Below are 17,092 nucleotides of genomic sequence, written 5' to 3'. Positions count from 1 at the left end.
AGACCGAAAGGGTGCTGCACGTGCGATCCATATGGAACGGCGCCATCTCGTTCGGCCTGGTCAGCATCCCGATCAAGCTCGTGAACGCCACCGAGAACCACTCCATCTCCTTCCGCCAGATCCATGTGGAGGACGGCGGCCGCATCCGCTACCGCAAGTTCTGCGAGCTGGAGGAGAAGGAGGTGAGCGGGGCGGAGATCGGCAAGGGGTACGAGGACGCGGATGGCACGATCATCCCGATCACGGACGAGGACCTGTCCCACCTGCCGCTGCCCACCGCCAGGACGATCGAGATCGTGGCCTTCGTCCCGGAGGACCGCATCGACCCGCTCCAGATGGACGCGGCGTACTACCTCGCGGCGGGCGGCGTGCCGGCGGCCAAGCCGTACATCCTGCTGCGGGAGGCGCTGAAGCGCAGCAACAAGGTGGCCATCGCGAAGTTCGCCCTGCGGGGCAAGGAACGGCTGGGCATGCTGCGGGTGGTCGGTGACGCCATCGCCATGCACGGTCTCCTGTGGCCGGACGAGGTACGCACCCCCGAGGGCGTCGCCCCCGAGACGGACGTCACCGTCAACGACAAGGAACTCGACCTGGCGGACGCCCTGATGGACACCCTGGGCGAGATCGACCTCGAAGAACTCCACGACGAGTACCGCGAGGCCCTGGAGGAGGTCGTGGCCGCGAAGGCCGCCGGCGAGGCACCCCCGGAGTCCCCCGAACCGGCCAGGGGCGGCAAGGTCCTCGACCTCATGGCAGCCCTGGAGAACAGCGTCAAGGCCGCCAAGGAGTCCCGCGGCGAACCCCCCGCGGAAGAAGCCGAGATCAGACGCCTCCCCCGCTCGACGACCAAGAAGTCGCCCGCCAAGAAGACGGCAGCGAAGAAGACGGCCTCGAAGTCCACCCGGACCACGAAGAAGACGGCAACAAAAAAGACGACGGCAAAGAAAACCCCGGCAAAGAAGACAACGTCACGCAAGCGCACGGCTTGATGGGTGACGTCACCTACGTTCGAGCTTCTCGTCGTCGGTCTTCGTCATCCGTGACCGGCACATCCACCGGGCCAGCCCGCCGACGATGAGGGACACGATGATGGCGCCCCAGTCGATGACATGAGGCAGCCCGGGAAAGAAGCCGAAGAAGGCGATGCAGGCGACGAAGGCCGCCAGGAACGCGCCGTTCCCGACCCACCTCCGTCGCGTCTCCCGACTTCGAGTCGACTGTTCCGGCCCTGGTACGGGGCGCTGATCGGTCATGAGGACACTCACTTCGTGACGCTGTGACACTGACTCACACGCCGCACCCCGTTGACGAAGAGGCGGGCGCACGCCTTTCCGTAACGAGCCAGCGTCTGCGGAGAGTTGTTCCGCATCGGGTCGATCTTGCACTCGTTGTGCGTACGGCCTCGTGAGGTGCGGTATGTCCTGTTGCTCGTGTCGTCGTAGGTGAAGTCGATGCGCCAGTTGCAGAACCCGCTCCCGAGCGCCCCGACGAACGCGCAGTCGACGCCGGCGTTCTGGTAGGTGATCCTCCTGCCACTTCCGCGGATGACATGGGTGAACAGGCAACCGGTCGGCACCTTCACCGTCATGCCGCCCACGCTGTAGTCGAAGGTCTTCACCGGGGTCGTACCGATGGCTCCGGCCGAGGCGTTCGCGGAAGCAGCCAAGAGGAGGGCTCCCGCCGTGGTGAGAGCGGTGGCGAAACGGGCGGCGTGCTGCAAGAGCAAGGCGGCTCTCCTTCTGGGATCACGTTGAGATCACCAGGACAACCGGCACGCGGGCGTTGGGTAGCTGCCGGGCGGAGAGATTCACTGCGTCAAGTGACCAAGGGGCTGGCGTGCTGACCAGCTGGAACGTTCCCGCTCCCGGGCAAGCTGTGGTTCGCGGGGCGTGGGTGCCGTGGCGCCGCGTTCAGAGACCCGCCCCGCCCCCCTCAACCCCACGAAACGCCCCAAGGATTCGTTCCGCTGCCAGCGTCGCCGTCAACTCGCCCTTGCGGACCTGCTGTTCGAGGTCCGGTGCGAGGGACCGTACGGCGGGGTCGGTGCGCAGGCGGTCGAGGAGTTCGTCGTGGACCATGGTCCAGGTCCAGTCGACCTGCTGGTCGCGGCGCTTGGTGGTGAGGCGGCCGGTGGTGTCGAGGAGGGTGCGGTGTTGTTCGACGCGGTCCCAGACCGTGTCCAGGCCGGTCGATTCCCGGGCGCTGCAGTGCAGGACCGGCGGCGTCCACGCGGCGTCCTTGCCGTGCATCAGGCGCAGCGCGCCCGCCAACTCCCGCGCGGCGGCGCGGGCATCGCGCTCGTGCGGCCCGTCCGCCTTGTTGACGGCGATGACGTCGGCCAGTTCCAGGACGCCCTTCTTGATGCCCTGCAACTGGTCGCCCGTGCGCGCCAGCGTCAACAGCAAGAAGGAGTCGACCATGTTGGCGACCGCGGTCTCCGACTGCCCGACACCAACCGTCTCCACCAGGATCACGTCGTAGCCGGCCGCCTCCATCACGACGATCGACTCACGCGTCGCCTTGGCCACTCCGCCCAGCGTCCCGGCCGTGGGGGAGGGCCGGATGAAGGCCGCGGGGTCCACGGCCAGGCGTTCCATACGCGTCTTGTCGCCGAGGATGGAGCCCCCGGTGCGGGTGGACGACGGGTCCACCGCCAGCACCGCGACCCGGTGCCCGAGCCCCGTCAGCATCGTCCCGAACGCGTCGATGAACGTCGACTTCCCGACCCCCGGCACCCCACTGACCCCGATCCGCCGCGCCTTCCCGCTGTACGGCAGCAGCTCGGTCAGCAACTGCTGTGCGAGCACCCGGTGTTGCGGACGGGTGGACTCGACGAGCGTGATGGCCCGCGCGACGATCGCACGCTTCCCGTCGAGCACACCCTTCACATACGTGTCGAGTTCGATCACAGCTCGTGCCCGAGTCCGTCCGCCAGCCTCCGTACGAGATCGTGGGCCGCGTCCGGGATCACCGTCCCGGGCGGGAAGACGGCCGCCGCGCCCATCTCCAGCAGCGTGGGCACGTCCTGCGGCGGGATCACCCCGCCCACCACGATCATGATGTCCTCGCGCCCCTCCTCCGCCAGCTGCTCCTTGAGCGCCGGCACGAGCGTGAGGTGCCCGGCCGCCAGCGACGACACCCCGACGATGTGCACGTCCGCCTCGACCGCCTGACGTGCCACCTCACCCGGCGTCTGGAACAGCGGGCCGACGTCCACGTCGAAGCCGAGGTCGGCGAACGCGGTCGCGATCACCTTCTGCCCCCGGTCATGCCCGTCCTGGCCCATCTTCGCGACCAGGATGCGCGGACGGCGCCCCTCGGCCTCCTCGAAGTCGGACACGAGGGTGCGGGTACGGTCCACGGACGGCGACTCCCCGGCTTCGTTGCGGTACACGCCGGTGATGGTACGGATCTGGCTCGCGTGCCGGCCGTACACCTTCTCCAGCGCGTCCGAGATCTCCCCGACGGTGGCCTTGGCCCGGGCCGCGTCCACCGCCAGCTCCAGCAGGTTGCCCTCGCCGTCGGCGGCCCGTGTCAGCGCGTCCAGCGCGTCCCGGCACGCCGACTCGTCCCGCTCCGCCCGCAGCCGCCGCAGCTTCTCGATCTGCTGCGAGCGTACGGAGGAGTTGTCGACCTTGAGCACCTCGATCTGCTCGTCGCTCTCGACGCGGTACTTGTTGACGCCGATGACCGGCTGCCGCCCGGAGTCGATCCGGGCCTGCGTACGGGCCGCGGCCTCCTCGATACGCAGCTTGGGGATGCCGGCGTCGATCGCCTTGGCCATGCCACCCGCCGCCTCGACCTCCTGGATGTGCTGCCAGGCCTTGCGCGCGAGGTCGTACGTCAGCCGCTCCACATAGGCGCTGCCGCCCCACGGGTCGATCGAACGCGTCGTACCCGACTCCTGCTGGATCAGCAGCTGGGTGTTGCGCGCGATGCGGGCCGAGAAGTCGGTGGGCAGCGCGAGCGCCTCGTCGAGGGCGTTGGTGTGCAGCGACTGCGTGTGGCCCTGCGTCGCCGCCATCGCCTCGACGCACGTACGCGTGACGTTGTTGAACACGTCCTGCGCGGTCAGCGACCAGCCGGAGGTCTGCGAATGGGTGCGCAGGGAAAGGGACTTGGTGTTCTGCGGGTCGAACTGCTTCACCAGCTTCGCCCACAGCAGGCGCGCCGCCCGCAGCTTGGCGACCTCCATGAAGAAGTTCATGCCGATCGCCCAGAAGAACGACAGCCGCGGCGCGAACGCGTCCACGTCCAGGCCGGCTTCACGCCCGGCGCGGATGTACTCCACCCCGTCCGCGAGCGTGTACGCCAGCTCCAGGTCGGCCGTGGCACCGGCCTCCTGGATGTGATAGCCGGAGATCGAGATGGAGTTGTAGCGCGGCATCCGCTGCGAGGTGTAGGCGAAGATGTCGGAGATGATCCGCATCGACGGCTTCGGCGGATAGATGTAGGTGTTGCGGACCATGAACTCCTTGAGGATGTCGTTCTGGATGGTCCCGGCCAACTTCTCGGGCGGTACGCCCTGTTCCTCCGCGGCGACGATGTAGAGCGCCAGCACCGGCAGCACGGCACCGTTCATCGTCATCGACACGGTCATCCGGTCCAGCGGGATGCCGTCGAAGAGCTGCCGCATGTCGTAGATCGAGTCGATGGCGACACCCGCCATGCCGACGTCACCCGTCACCCGCGGGTGGTCGCTGTCGTAACCCCGGTGCGTGGGCAGGTCGAACGCGACCGACAGACCCTTCTGGCCGGCCGCCAGATTGCGCCGGTAGAAGGCGTTGGACTCCTCGGCGGTCGAGAAGCCCGCGTACTGGCGGATGGTCCAGGGCTGGTTGACGTACATCGTCGGGTACGGCCCGCGCAGATACGGCGCCATCCCCGGATACGTGCCGAGAAAGTCCAGGCCCTCCAGGTCACGCCCGGTGTACAGCGGCTTGACCGCGATGCCCTCCGGCGTCTCCCACAGCGGCGCGTCCCCGTCCGTCGCCTGCTTGACGGCCGTACGCCACTCGTCGGTTCCGCCGGCGGCGGCCGGAGTCCCCAGTTCGATCCCGGAGAAGTCGGGGATGGAAGGGACGGACATCAGGACACTCCCATGCGGTCGAGGGCGGCGGACAGTACGGCGACGGCGTCGCAGCCCGCGAAGACGTAACTGTCGACATCGGCGTACTCCCCGGGGCGACCCGCGAGCAACACCTGCCTGGCGCCCGCCGACCTGAACCCGGCGGCCACGGTCGCGGCCTGCTCCTCGTACAGCGCGTCACTGGAGCACAGGCACACCTCGGTGGCGCCGCTCTCCTCGAACGTGCCCTCCGCCACGGCCTCGATGCCGCCGGCCTGGAAGAGGTTCGAGGCGAAGGTCAGGCGCGCGGTGTGGGCGGCGGCCGGGCCGAGCGCGGCCAGGAAGATCCGCGGCCGGGAGCCGGTGGCGGCGAGATGGGCGTCGGACCGGGCGCGCAGCGCCTCGTACGCCTCGTCGCGACGGACGCGCGGAAGACCGCCGGACCGCGGCTCGGGAGCGGGCTCCCGCACGACGGCCGGCTCGGTGAGCAACGGGAACTCGCTGACTCCGGTGACGGGTTCGCGCCGCTTGGCGAGCTTGCCGGTGCGCGCTTCCCAGGTCGTGGCCAGATCCCGCCCGATCTGCCCGGAGCGCAACGCGGCGGCCTGACCGCCCGCCTGCTCGATCCGCTGGAAGAACTCCCAGCCGGCGTGGGCGAGTTCGTCCGTCAGCCGCTCCACGTACCAGGAGCCGCCCGCCGGGTCGATGACCCGGGCCAGATGCGACTCCTCGATGAGGATCGTCGACGTGTTGCGGGCGATGCGCCGCGCGAACGCGTCGGGCAGGCCGAGCGCGTCGTCGAAGGGCAGTACGGTCACCGAGTCGGCACCACCGACGCCGGCGGCCAGCGTGGCGATCGTCGTCCGCAGCATGTTCACCCAGGGGTCCCGGCGGGTCATCATCACCGGCGAGGTGACGGCATGCTGCACCTGCGCACCAGGTGCTCCGCACACCTCGGTCACCCGCGCCCACAGCCGGCGCGCGGCGCGCAGCTTGGCGGTGGTCAGGAACTGGTCCGCGGTGGCCGCGTACCGGAACTCCAGCTGGGCGGTGGCCTGTTCGACGGTCAGCCCGGCCGCGGTCAGCTCGCGCAGATAGGCGACACCGGTCGCCAGCGAACAGCCGAGCTCCTGGGCGGCCGAGCCGCCGGCCTCGTGATAGGGCAGCACGTCCACGGTCAGGGCGCGGAGCCCCGGGTACCGCTCGGAGCAGAGCTGTGCGAGGGGTACGACGTCGGCGAACTCGAAACCTCGCCCCGTACGAGCCTCATGCCCGAGCGGATCGGCACCGAGGTTGCCGCGGACGGCTTCCCCGGAGACACCGCGCTCCTCGTAGATCCGCAGCAACTCGCGTGCTGCGGAGGGGACTTCATTTCCCGCGTCGAGAACGACGGGAGCGAGATCGAGATAGACGCCGTCGAGAACCCGCCCGAGCTCCGACACCGGGAAGCCGCCCTCGCCGAGGACCAGCCAGAGCGAAGTGACGCCGTTCTCCAGATCCGCGAGCACGAGGTTGTCGGCAGCCGTCGTGTGCCGCTGCCGCAGATCCCAGCCGCCGGCGGTGCTGCCCTCGGGTCGACCGCCTCGCACATACGGGGCGAACCCGGGCAGACCAGAATCGGGCGCGGCATCGCGCGCGGTGTAGAGAGGACGGGTACGCAACCCGTCCTCCAGAGCAGTGGACAGAGCATCTTCAGCGGCCGTACCCGAGACGTCCTTGCCCGACTTGCGCAGCACACCCGCCACCAGGTGTTGCCACTGCTCATGGGTTGCGTCAGGGAACTCGGCGGCCAGCGAGAGCCCGTCGTCAGGCAGGACCGTCATGCTCGGATGCTAGGCCAGAGGTCCAAAGGAGCAGCAGAGGGAAGGGCTGTGACCTTGTTCTCCTGCGGGTTGTGATGTGGGTCTCCGGGGGTGTTCGGAGGCCGGGGGAGGGGTTGGATCCGGGACGGGATCGATGGCAAAAAGCCCTTCGTGCCACGCACATCGGGACGCATGAACATCCGCCCTGGGCTGGTACTCCTGTCCCAGGGGTCCCAGGATGCTCGTATGAAGGTGCCGATCGGCCGTCCGAGCATGCGGCCCTACCTGCCCTACCAGCAGCGCACCGCAACGCACGGTGGGGGGCTGAGCGCCCACTTCCTGGGCACCAGCTCCGTACTGCTGTCGGACGGACAGACCTCGGTGCTCAGCGACGGGTTCGTCACGCGCCCGGGAATGCTGCGCGTGGGCATGGGCAGGATCGCCCCGGACCGTGCGCTGGTCCGTTCCGCCATGGAGCGGCTGCGGGTGGACGACCTCGCCGCCGTGGTGTGCGCGCACTCCCACTACGACCACGCCCTCGACGCGCCGGTCTGGGCGCTGGAGACCGGCGCCGAACTGGTCGGATCGGAGTCCACCGCCAACATCGGGCGCGGCCTTGGGGTCCCCGAGTCGTCCCTGCGGGTGGTCGGCGACGGCGACACGGCGACGTACGGCAGCTTCACCCTGACCTTCCTGGACTCCGTGCACAGCCCGGGCGACCACTACCCGGGCACCGTCGATCAGCCCTTGACCCCGCCGGCCCGCGCCGCCGCCTGGAAGACCGGCACCGCCTACTCCGTGCTCGTCTCCCACCCCCAGGGCCGCGTACTACTGCAAGCCAGCGCCAACTACCGGCCCGGCGCACTGCGCGGTCACCGCGCCGACGTCGTCTACCTGGGCGTCGGCATGCTGGGCAAACTGCCCGCGGAGTTCCTCCACGCCTACTGGGACGAGGTCGTGGTCACCACCGGGGCCAGGCGGGTCGTCCTGGTGCACTGGGACGACTTCTTCCTGAGCCTGGACCGTCCACTGCGCCCGATGCCCTACCTCTTCGACGACCTCGCCACCACCATGAGCCGACTACTCCCCCTGGCCCACCGCGACGACGTCGACGTCGTCCTGCCCGTCGCCTGGCAACCCACCGCTCCGCTTGCGGGCATCGCGTGAGCCATTACGCGGCGGATCCGACGAGTCCCGGCAAGACGCGCCCCCTGCACATACGCGAAGACCCCGGCCTCAGCGTCTCCGCTGGTGACGGGGTCTTCGGGCACCTCATACAGGGTGCCCCCGGCAGGATTCGAACCTGCGCACACGGCTCCGGAGGCCAGGGGAGACCGTTGCGCTTTTGGGGAGCTGACCTGCGAGGGAGGGGTGATCGCAGTCATCGTTGACGAAGATCATTACGCCCCTATTGCGTGGGCGGCCTGTTGAGCGGTCGGTGCGGCCCGTATGGTCGAAGCATGATCTCGGGCAGCAGCGGGGGACCGGACGGCGGCGGCGCAGAGTTCACGGCGGCGGGCCTGGAGCCTGTCCTCCGGGAGGCATGTACGACGGTCGAACTCGACTCCCGTGGCGCCGAGTTGCTGCGGCTCGGCTCGAACGCGGTCTATCGCCTGACGTCGTTACCGGTCATCGTCCGCATCGCGCGTGATCCGTCAGTGCTCGCCGAGATGGAACGGGCTGTGAGCGTGGCCCGGTGGCTTGAGACGCAGGACTTCCCGGCCATGCGCGTGCCGGCGTCGGTCGCCCAACCGCTCGTCGTCGGCGGCCTCGTGGTGACCTTCTGGGAGAGCGTCCAGGAGCGCGAGGAGTATGCGACGGTCGCGGAACTCGCCGACCTTCTGCGCCGCTTGCACTGGCTCGAAGAACCCGAGTCTCTGCGCCTGCCGTATTTCGACCCGCTGGCCAAAGTGGCGGCGTCCCTCGAAGGGCTTGATGGCGGCGTCTCGACGGAGGACCGAACATTCCTGGAGGAGCGAGCAGCCAGCCTCGGTAAGGACTACGACCGGCTGGACTTCGTCCTCCCCTTCGGCATGATCCACGGAGATGCCAGCATCGGGAACATCCTCCGCCACCGAGACGGTCACGCGGTGCTCATCGACCTGGACGGCTTCACTCTCGCCCCACGTGAGTGGGACCTGATCCAGACGGCGATGTTCTACGACCGGTACGCCTGGCACACCGAGGCGGAGTACGCAGAGTTCGTGCACCGGTAGGGCTTCGACGTCATGAACTGGCCTGGGTACGAGACCCTGGCGGACCTGCGCGAACTGATGATGGTTGATCACGCGCCAATCGGTACCGCTCAGGCGTCGACATGATCATCCGAGGCGATCCACAGTCTGTGTTCTCTGACCTGTTCAGTGAAGATCAGTACGTCCTTGTTGTCGCCGACCCCTGCAAGGTCCTGCCTGAACTCGGCAAGGTAGCTGACACAACGGGCTGACTTGAGTTGCTCGCCCAGGTCGAGTGCATCCAGCGCCACGCGGCACGCTTCCTCGACGTCGCCGACACGTAGGTGAGCGTCGGCCAGCACCATGGTCGCGAAGAAGTCGCTTCGTACGTGGGTGCCGCTCATGGCGTTCTCGGCGTGGGCGACGGCCTTTCGGGCGCTGTTGACGTCTCGGAAGCAGTGAGCTGCCTCAGCGGCCGACTCAGCTTCGTCGAAGTAACTGATCCACTCGGGCTCGTCGTCGTTGTTCCTGCTCTCCAGCGCTTTCGTGGCTGCTGTGAGAGCGGCTTCGCAGGCCCGTACGTCACCAGTGCGGGCCAGAGCGCGGGCCTCCATGACGTGGAACTGAGCGCGGAGCGTTGGGGTGGCCACAGGGGAGATACCCATGAGAGCCGCGCGGGCGAGCGTTGCGGCTTGCGTATAGCGGCCGAGGAACGTCGCCATGATGGCTCATGGCGGACAGGATGCTTCCAGCGAGCCGACGGTCATTGGCATCCTGAGCCAGCCGGAGAGCCTGAAGGAAGTAGCGCTGTGCCAAGCCGTGACGGCAGGCGTCGTAGGACATCCAACCGGCCAGGAGGGTTGCCTCTGCCACGGTGGAGAACAGGGCCCGTCCAACCTGCTCGCTGTATTGGCCTCGAAGGAGCGGCGTCACCTCGGTGCTGAGGTACTGGACGGCCGAGTGCCGAGCGTGGTCGCCGCCGAACCGGTCGTCCAACTCGGCGAACATGTCCGCGGTGGTCTTGATGGCGGCTACGTCCACGAAACCGACGCGCATTCCGTTCCGGCGTTGCCGAGGTACGGCTGGCTCGGGTGCGACCAGCCACCGAAGCGAGGCTTCGTTCCACGCGGGCTCGGACGGCTCGGCCTGCAAGAGGGGTTCGTACCGGTTGAGATCAGCACGCCACAGTTGGCCGACTGTATCGATCGCGCCTTCGGGGCTCACTGGATAGCTGGCGTCCAAGAGGCCCGTGTCCCGCTGACCCTCGTGGTTCAGCCCCAGCTCACGGCACTCAGGTCGTACGCCTCGCACAGCAACGGGACGTAGAAGTCGTCCGGTGCGCTGTGCCCGTTCTCCCAACTGGCGATACGTCGCTTCACGCTGGCGTCCGACGGCAGTTGATGGCCGCGACGCAACGCAGCCTGACGCAGCTCGCGCACCAACCGCGGCTGACTCCAGCCTCGGCCCACACGGGCTTGCCGTAAGTGAACACTGATCGGCTCCAGCGAAGACGTGACCGTTCCCTCCCCACCTGGGCGTTGGTACGACGCCTGAGGTTCATGACTCTTCGGCCTCGGGACCGAATGTACGCGTTGTTCCCTGCCGTGCACTGCAAGTAACCAAAGATCGGGGGCCGTTGACCCGTGACGGGGGATGACGAGTCCGTGCGGGCCACGTCATCCCCCGTCACCCCTCGTCATCTGCCCCGGCCAGGGTGGCGCCCCTGAGTCTGGACACAGGGCGGCATTGCGGCCGCAACTGAGTCCGACCGAGGTGAGATGACGTGCAGAGGATGACCAGGAGCGGCATGGAGTGGCTGTGTGCGTCGGCGGACAACCCCGCCGATTGTCGGCAAGTCTGGGCTGACGATCCCCGCAGGCCCTGCCTACTGTCGACCGGCCGCTTCTTCGACGTAGTGAGCGTGGAGCAACGTCTCGGGATGGAGATGTTCGACCGCCTTCGGCGAAGTGGCATGCCGTTCGCACCGGCTGGGGCCGGTGCGCCACAGCGCCGAGGGCTGGCCGTCCCAGGTGGCGAGCACGACGCACAGTTCCCCGCATCGCGGCTGCGCGTCGAGTGCCCGCACGACCACGCGGGCCGCCTCCAGCTGCGCCTTCATCCGCTGCACCCGTACCGCCGTGTGCTGCGGCGACGGCGCTGGCCGGACAGCTGGAGCTGCATCAGGGCCAGGTCGACGAAGTCGGCGCCGGGATCGGCGAGGTCCGTGGCCTCCTCCACCCCGCCCGCCGCGAGCTGCCGGTCCTGCAGTGCCTGCAAACCTCGGTCATGGCAATCGCGACGAGCCAGGTATGGAAGCTCTCCGGAGTACGCAGTCCACCGAGGCCGTCCAGGGCCCGCAGCATGGTCTCCTGGACCACGTCCTCGACGTCCACCGAAACCGTTCAGCGCCCGCCCCACGACGTTGCAGACGAGTGGGAGACACGCACCGACCAGAGCGTCCTGAGCCTCCGCATCGCCTTCTCGGGCGGCGGCCACCAGGGCCGTCGCCTCCCCCGCGCGCTTATTCTCATGAAAACTTCCCGTCCTCGACGCCGAACGATCCTGCCCCGACACCTCGGAGATGGTTCGGAGGGCCCTGGATAAAAGTTCTTCGGACAGGTGCGCCACAGACACATGTGTGTGGAACGTGTGATGCCGCAGTGCAACGAAAGTGTGGAGGTGTGGCGAAGGTCATAGCTACTGTCAGGCGGTGCCGCCGGGCGGCAGCACAGTCCGCCGCGGAAGCTCCAGTGGTGCCAGGAGCCGGCGGTGTCTTAGCTACCTGGATCCCACGTTGGCGTCCGTCGCGCAGTGCTCGTTAGTGCGCGAGTTCGCCGTTGGTGGCCTCGTCCGGCCCCTCGCACGGCTCGCTCCCATAGCCCCGAGCAGCGCCGATCACCTCTGCCCCGAGACGGGGCTGGGCAGGCCCTGTTGCACGTCTGCTTGCCCACGCGAGCAGATTCACCGCTGCACCAATGCCAGCGAGCGCGCATGCCCGACATATCGGGCATGCTGACCTTGAGAAGATCTGTGGCAACGCAGCGCGATCAGTGTCAATGCTCAAGAAAACTGGGTGTGTCGGAGCGAACGGTGTCCGGAACATTCCGTCCAGCTACTGGAGATTCGGATCATGAGCGAAGACAGCGGAGTTGAAAAAGTCGAGAAGAAAGAACTTCGACCTGAAGTTGAAGGTGAACGTGAAAAGAAAAAGGTTTCCCCTGAGTCCCTGTCGGGCCCGCCCCGGTTTGGGGAAACCAAAACAATTCAGGGGTTCGATGCGGCGGTGAAGGAAATCCCTGACATACTGCATGGTGACCTGCGCACTCTCTACGACAGTGTCATGCGGGCATGGCGGGACGCGCCGGCCTCAGAAGCACCGATTCACCATTTCAGGGGGCAGGAGTTCTACGAATCGGCCATCGTGAAACTCGGAGAAAAAATTGAACGAGCGCCGTCTGTGAAAGTCGAGGCGCGCAAGGCGGCAAAGCATGTGGCCTACTCGGCGGCCGCGGACATGCTGGAAGATAACGCGAAGGTTCTCGAGAATGCTCTCAAGGCTATCGACGAATGGAGTGTTCGACTCGACCGGGCAGCGGACGTCCTCACCCGCATTCAGAAAGTCTGGGAATTCGCGACAACAGTGAACGACGGCGGACGTACCGCTGTGGCACTAGCAGCGGTACGTGACGCGCGGAGTAAAATAGCGGATCGAAAAGTGCTGGTGCGGACAGAAATACAAAAGATCCACCTTCAGGCCGCAGAAGCCCGGGACTCCGCGGTACCAAAATTGCGGCGTAGGCATGATCTGCACAAGGGCATTCATGAGTCCCGGGTGGCGAGCGCAGCACTGGTCAGGGCCGGCGAGGAAGATTACGCTGGGGCGAGCAGAGCGATCCAAGCACTGGTCGACGGACAGTGGACCAGTTATTTCCGCGAGCTCATCTCCTTCCAGACCAAAGAAGATCAGAGCCGGGTTTACGTTCAAACCATCAGCAGCGTAATCGAAGGCGTCACCAAGTTTGCTCAAACATTCATTCCACCCCCATGGGACGTCTTCATGGAGGTGGCAAATGTCTGCAGGGGAGTGGTTGGTGACATTATCGACGGTCGCCTGGTTGAGGGGCTGATGAAGAAGGCGGAGGAGGGCCAGCTTTCCAGAGAGTGGGTCAAGGGCCTCGACAAGGATCCCACGCTGATGGCGCAGATCCAGGGCGCAGTCTTCAACAGGAGAGTCGCGATTATCGCGGATCGAGTCCTATCTCCAATGATGGCGGCTGGCGGGTTCACGAAAGTATCCGCACCCGTCATATCCTTTGTGAAGAAATTTGCGGAGGAGTGGTGGAATGAGAAGATAAGCCTAATGATGCAAGAATCGAAGAGTGTGGACGTTGAAGGTGCCTTTCCGATCAAAGTTAGCGACTTCGAGGAAGAGTTCTTGACTTCAGCGAATTATGGTAAAACTCTCGGAATTCTCGCAGAAGGCGGGTCGGTTGCATCAGCGTGGGCCGAAAAACTCCCAAACGTCCTCATACGTCCCCTCGCCCGAGAACTGGTCAAACGGCTACCTGTAACAGCCGCGCAAATAGTGACGGGCAAGGACCTGACCCTTGTTCTTCAAGCCGAGGAAAAAGCAGTTTCGGTGAGTGGGGTGCCCTCGATACCCGACGAGCCGCCGGAGGAGAAGAGCATCAGTCTCGAGAGGCAGGTAATCCTCACAGGCTTTTTGGAAGCGCATCAAGGTTGGGACGTTGCACGGATGGACTACACCGGTATCGATGAAAGAACGAAAGAATCCGTGATAGTCGAGAACCGCATCACCTTCAATGTGCCCACGATGGGGGTGAGGATTTCGGTCACTGCGAAGCAAACGAAGAAAAGGAAAGCCGAAAAGGAAGGGGAAGCAGCGCTCGCGGAATTTCCCGACTTTTCCGACATCAGGATATACCCCGTCACGGCACCCAATTGGGCCAACTGTGTGCTGGCCATGGAAGGCTACACGGACTACAGCAGCGGCAGCACTACGGGAACCCAGGGGAAATGGTATCGAACCCAGGATCCGAATACATTTGTCCTGATCCACGCGAGCAGCGGCCGGATGGACTTCATAAAGGGGGCGATCAAGACGCGAACCGGACAATCTGCTCACGAAATTCTGAGCCCTCAAGGCCTGCCCCTCAGGGAATTCTTGTGACCACTGCTCAGCGGCTTCCGTTGAGCCCCGAGGGGACCGGGCCAGTTCACGCATGATGGGCACAGGCGAACGCGGCTCACGAGCCCGCAGGTCCTGTTCAAGGAGACGTGCGTGGCCGCGCGGCATGGTCACACAGGGCGACCGTTGCGGGCAACCACATTGAAGGGGCACCCGGAGGCGGAAGATGAGTACCAACATCCCCGAAGGCCTGGCCCGGTACATGGACCGGGACAATTACCCCAGGCTCCTGCTGGAACTGCAAAAGCACCACGAACTTCTCGAGGGCCTGGTCGAGACGGAGCGTACGTGGAAAGTAGTCCTGCAATGGTGCGAGGACAATCTTGACCGGGAGCAGTTCCTCAAGGACGCGCCAATGCAAGACAGTGTGCATTCCCTCGTCAGCGACTTTGCCAAGACGGAACTTCCCGAGGACGAGCAGATCGATTGGCTCCTCGAGGTCATCACCCCCGCCGAGGAAGACCGGCCGACTGCCGAGCCGGAAGCCGGGGAAGGCTGGTCCCTCCTGGAAGCCATCGGCTCTACGCGCTGGTACTACCAGCTGGACAAGGACACCTTCCGGTACCGGCCCTACCGGGACGGGGCCTGGGGCGAGGTGCAGGACCACGATCCCCGCAGCCCGCGTGCGGACGTGAGCACGACACAGACCAAGGCCTATGCCCTGGACGGCCACCCGAACTGGTTCTACCGCGTCACCACCGGCGACGCCCGCACTGCCTACGAGTACCGGAAGGGCGACAGCGGCCCCTGGGGGTCACAACACCCAGACCAGCAGCCCCAGGCAAGTCAAATCCCTACGCCCGTGGCCGGCCAGGTCATCCCCATCTACCGAATCCCAGGCTGGGAATCACTCGCCGACCAGACATGGGCCCAGAACTGGCACGCCCTGCCTGCCGCCGACGGCACCTACACCTACCTGCACTCCGCCACCCCGCCCAGCCCGCACACAGCCGGCTGGTCCGATGTCCCACCCGCACCCCCGTTGGAAACCACCACACAACCAGTCGGAAACGAACCCGCCCCCACTCCGCCTCAATCCAACGCGGGGAGCCTCGACGAGGCTACAGACACGCTGGCCGACATCCTGTCGGAGCAACTGAGACAACACCCTGAAGAGGCAGCCAAGCTCACCCCCGACGACATGATCACACTCATGGAAGCCATCGCCGCCAGCGCGGCCTCCATGCATTGAGACGAGTAACGACCGCCCTGTGGACCAGAGTTCAGAGGCAGCCGTGCCGCAGTCGGCGAAAGCGGCGGTGGATGACCAGCTGATCGAGGAGTCGGTGGGCCGGGCCCAGGCCGAGGGCCTGCAGCTGACCGGTCAGGGAGGTCTCCTGCAGCAACTCACCAAACCCTCTGGAGGGCGAGGTCACCGATCACCTTGGCTATAACCGGCATGATCCGGTAGGCAAGAACGGCGACAACTCCCGCAATGGAACACGCTCCAAAACGGTGCTGACCGAGGTCGGGCCGGTCGAGATCGCCGTGCCCCGGGACCGGGACGGAACATTCGAACCGAAGATCATGAAGCCTGCCTGCCCGGAGCGCGCCCTATCCAGGACACTACCCACGACGACACCTGCCACGACCGCGCCTCTCTCCCCCGAGTTATGTTTTCCGCGGTCCTGCAAGAGGGCCGCTGGCCTCCGGGCCCGGCATGGCTGGTCCCCCCTATCGAACCGATGACCTGGGGGAGGTGCCACCGGGCCCGAGAGGCGCCGTTGGAGACGCTGATGAGAGGTCCGACTACCGCCCGGCCGAGTGCAATGCCCGGCCGCACACGGGCGACAGGTCTGCATAACGTGGATGCGCGCACGACGCCAACGCCCAGGCCAGCACCGTATGCCCCGTTCGGGAGGACGGCTTGAACGAGCACGACGAGATAGGCGTCTTTCTGGGCCTGGATGTCGGGAAGAGCGCTCACCACGGACACGGACTCACCCCGGGCCCGGCTCTGGGAGCCCCGCCGCCAGCGGCTCCGCCTGTTCAGCCCGGCCGGCCAGCTCGTCGCCACCGGCCGCCGCCAGATCCTCCGCCCCGCTCACCACTGGCCATGGACCCGTATCATCACCAGCGCCCTCGGACGCCTCGACCAATTGCCCACCCAGTCTGACCAGTAGTTTCCCGTCCCTGCGAGCAGCACCACGTCTCCGGAGCAGTGGTACCCCGCGCCCACCCGACACGTCAGTCGGGCCACCAGCCTGCCCGCCAAAAGCCACGGAACGCGAAACGGTCCGCCGACTACGTCAGCAGACCGTCACGAAAGATCGAGGTTAAAGATCTCTAGCGGGTGACTACGTTGAAAAGCGGGGCATATCGGCGGTTGCGCATCCGGTAGACCGACTTCTCGCACTATAGGGAGGAGAATCTCGCTGAACTCCTGGATTTTCTCCTCGGACTCCGTCCACGTCGAGCGAGCCGTTGTTCGTGGCGGCGCCTGTATGCGAGATGAGGCCGGCCACCGGCCAGTCACTGGGACTCTTGAGCGGGCCAGGCTGACCGTTACCCTCTCCGCACCCTGTTCGTATCGGCCTGGCCATTTCCAGCATGCCGAGAACCACGACGATGGCCATACTTACATTCCATTACAAAGAGGCACTGAACCTCTTTCATCCTAAATAGTCGCAGGTCAAGAGGGTGTGGATGGCTTGGACGGCGGTGCCGATACGTCGGGTTGAGCATCGGGCTCGCCGTAACAGTCGCCAGGACTTCAGCTGTGCGAAGGCGGGCTCGCCGGGAGTCCGCAGCCGGGCATGGTCGCGGTTGAACTGCTGGTAGTGCTCGGGCTGTTCGTGATGGTGGTAGTAGGGGGTGCGGACGGTGGCGCCGGCACCCT

Annotated in this window: 10 protein-coding genes and 4 pseudogenes; 6 read left to right on the top strand and 8 right to left on the bottom strand. The window is 66.1% G+C overall.

Annotation, left to right across the window (positions count from 1 at the left end; all coding sequences use genetic code 11):
• Nucleotides 1–11: 11 nt before the first annotated feature.
• A complete protein-coding gene (locus ACGFYN_RS12825; RefSeq protein WP_393865836.1) occupies nucleotides 12–989 on the top strand; it encodes a Ku protein in 978 nt (325 codons plus the stop codon).
• Between the two features lie 9 nt (nucleotides 990–998).
• On the opposite strand, the gene ACGFYN_RS12820 is transcribed toward ACGFYN_RS12825, so the two are convergent.
• The 5 genes from ACGFYN_RS12820 to ACGFYN_RS12800 all read right to left on the bottom strand — a co-directional run bounded on the left by ACGFYN_RS12820 (nucleotide 999) and on the right by ACGFYN_RS12800 (nucleotide 6,891).
• Nucleotides 999–1,253, bottom strand: a complete 255-nt coding sequence (locus ACGFYN_RS12820; RefSeq protein ID WP_393865835.1) for a hypothetical protein — start codon at nucleotides 1,251–1,253, stop codon at nucleotides 999–1,001.
• 8 nt (nucleotides 1,254–1,261) lie between these two features.
• Nucleotides 1,262–1,726, bottom strand: coding sequence for a hypothetical protein (locus tag ACGFYN_RS12815; protein ID WP_393865834.1), 465 nt, complete (start codon nucleotides 1,724–1,726; stop codon nucleotides 1,262–1,264).
• Between the two features lie 184 nt (nucleotides 1,727–1,910).
• Complete coding sequence (gene meaB, locus ACGFYN_RS12810; RefSeq protein ID WP_393865833.1) at nucleotides 1,911–2,909, bottom strand: methylmalonyl Co-A mutase-associated GTPase MeaB; 999 nt, start codon at nucleotides 2,907–2,909, stop codon at nucleotides 1,911–1,913.
• Complete coding sequence (gene scpA, locus ACGFYN_RS12805; protein ID WP_393865832.1) at nucleotides 2,906–5,089, bottom strand: methylmalonyl-CoA mutase; 2,184 nt, start codon at nucleotides 5,087–5,089, stop codon at nucleotides 2,906–2,908. Before scpA ends, meaB begins: the two co-directional genes overlap by 4 nt.
• The gene (locus ACGFYN_RS12800) at nucleotides 5,089–6,891 is read right to left on the bottom strand and encodes a methylmalonyl-CoA mutase family protein (RefSeq protein ID WP_393865831.1); all 1,803 of its coding nucleotides are present in this window, start codon (nucleotides 6,889–6,891) and stop codon (nucleotides 5,089–5,091) included. Before ACGFYN_RS12800 ends, scpA begins: the two co-directional genes overlap by 1 nt.
• Nucleotides 6,892–7,116: 225 nt before the next feature.
• Between ACGFYN_RS12800 and ACGFYN_RS12795 the strand changes: the two genes are divergently transcribed.
• Nucleotides 7,117–8,037 carry an MBL fold metallo-hydrolase gene (locus ACGFYN_RS12795; RefSeq protein WP_393865830.1) on the top strand — a complete coding sequence of 307 codons (921 nt, stop codon included), beginning with the start codon at nucleotides 7,117–7,119 and terminating at the stop codon, nucleotides 8,035–8,037.
• A gap of 293 nt (nucleotides 8,038–8,330) precedes the next feature.
• Nucleotides 8,331–9,086 carry an aminoglycoside phosphotransferase family protein gene (locus ACGFYN_RS12790; protein WP_393865829.1) on the top strand — a complete coding sequence of 252 codons (756 nt, stop codon included), beginning with the start codon at nucleotides 8,331–8,333 and terminating at the stop codon, nucleotides 9,084–9,086.
• An 89-nt stretch (nucleotides 9,087–9,175) separates the two neighbouring features.
• Here the strand turns inward: ACGFYN_RS12790 and ACGFYN_RS12785 are convergent.
• Nucleotides 9,176–10,423 (bottom strand): annotated as a pseudogene (locus ACGFYN_RS12785) (hypothetical protein).
• A gap of 590 nt (nucleotides 10,424–11,013) precedes the next feature.
• Nucleotides 11,014–11,540, bottom strand: a pseudogene (locus ACGFYN_RS12780) (RNA polymerase sigma factor); the annotation flags it as partial.
• A gap of 634 nt (nucleotides 11,541–12,174) precedes the next feature.
• On the opposite strand from ACGFYN_RS12780, the gene ACGFYN_RS12775 reads away from it, so the two are divergent.
• The 3 genes and pseudogenes from ACGFYN_RS12775 to ACGFYN_RS12765 form a co-directional block, all read left to right on the top strand.
• A complete protein-coding gene (locus ACGFYN_RS12775; RefSeq protein WP_393865828.1) occupies nucleotides 12,175–14,235 on the top strand; it encodes a hypothetical protein in 2,061 nt (686 codons plus the stop codon).
• A gap of 184 nt (nucleotides 14,236–14,419) precedes the next feature.
• Complete coding sequence (locus ACGFYN_RS12770) at nucleotides 14,420–15,445, top strand: hypothetical protein (RefSeq protein ID WP_393865827.1); 1,026 nt, start codon at nucleotides 14,420–14,422, stop codon at nucleotides 15,443–15,445.
• Between the two features lie 43 nt (nucleotides 15,446–15,488).
• Nucleotides 15,489–15,786 (top strand): annotated as a pseudogene (locus ACGFYN_RS12765) (transposase); the annotation flags it as partial.
• Nucleotides 15,787–16,865: 1,079 nt separating this feature from the next.
• Here the strand turns inward: ACGFYN_RS12765 and ACGFYN_RS12760 are convergent.
• Nucleotides 16,866–17,092, bottom strand: a pseudogene (locus ACGFYN_RS12760) (IS5/IS1182 family transposase); the annotation flags it as partial.

The organism is Streptomyces sp. NPDC048419 (assembly GCF_043200415.1).
Classification (GTDB): Bacteria; Actinomycetota; Actinomycetes; order Streptomycetales; family Streptomycetaceae; genus Streptomyces.
Note: the sequence above shows the minus strand (reverse complement) of the source record. Positions and strands in the feature narration are given on the sequence as shown.

Bases quoted from the DNA above. Each gene is read 5' to 3' on its own strand.
- ACGFYN_RS12820 (WP_393865835.1), bottom strand. From the start codon at position 1,253: ATGACCGATCAGCGCCCCGTACCAGGGCCGGAACAGTCGACTCGAAGT.
- ACGFYN_RS12800 (WP_393865831.1), bottom strand. From the start codon at position 6,891: ATGACGGTCCTGCCTGACGACGGGCTCTCGCTGGCCGCCGAGTTCCCT.
- ACGFYN_RS12790 (WP_393865829.1), top strand. From the start codon at position 8,331: ATGATCTCGGGCAGCAGCGGGGGACCGGACGGCGGCGGCGCAGAGTTC.
- ACGFYN_RS12795 (WP_393865830.1), top strand. From the start codon at position 7,117: ATGAAGGTGCCGATCGGCCGTCCGAGCATGCGGCCCTACCTGCCCTAC.
- ACGFYN_RS12775 (WP_393865828.1), top strand. From the start codon at position 12,175: ATGAGCGAAGACAGCGGAGTTGAAAAAGTCGAGAAGAAAGAACTTCGA.
- ACGFYN_RS12770 (WP_393865827.1), top strand. From the start codon at position 14,420: ATGAGTACCAACATCCCCGAAGGCCTGGCCCGGTACATGGACCGGGAC.
- scpA (WP_393865832.1), bottom strand. From the start codon at position 5,089: ATGTCCGTCCCTTCCATCCCCGACTTCTCCGGGATCGAACTGGGGACT.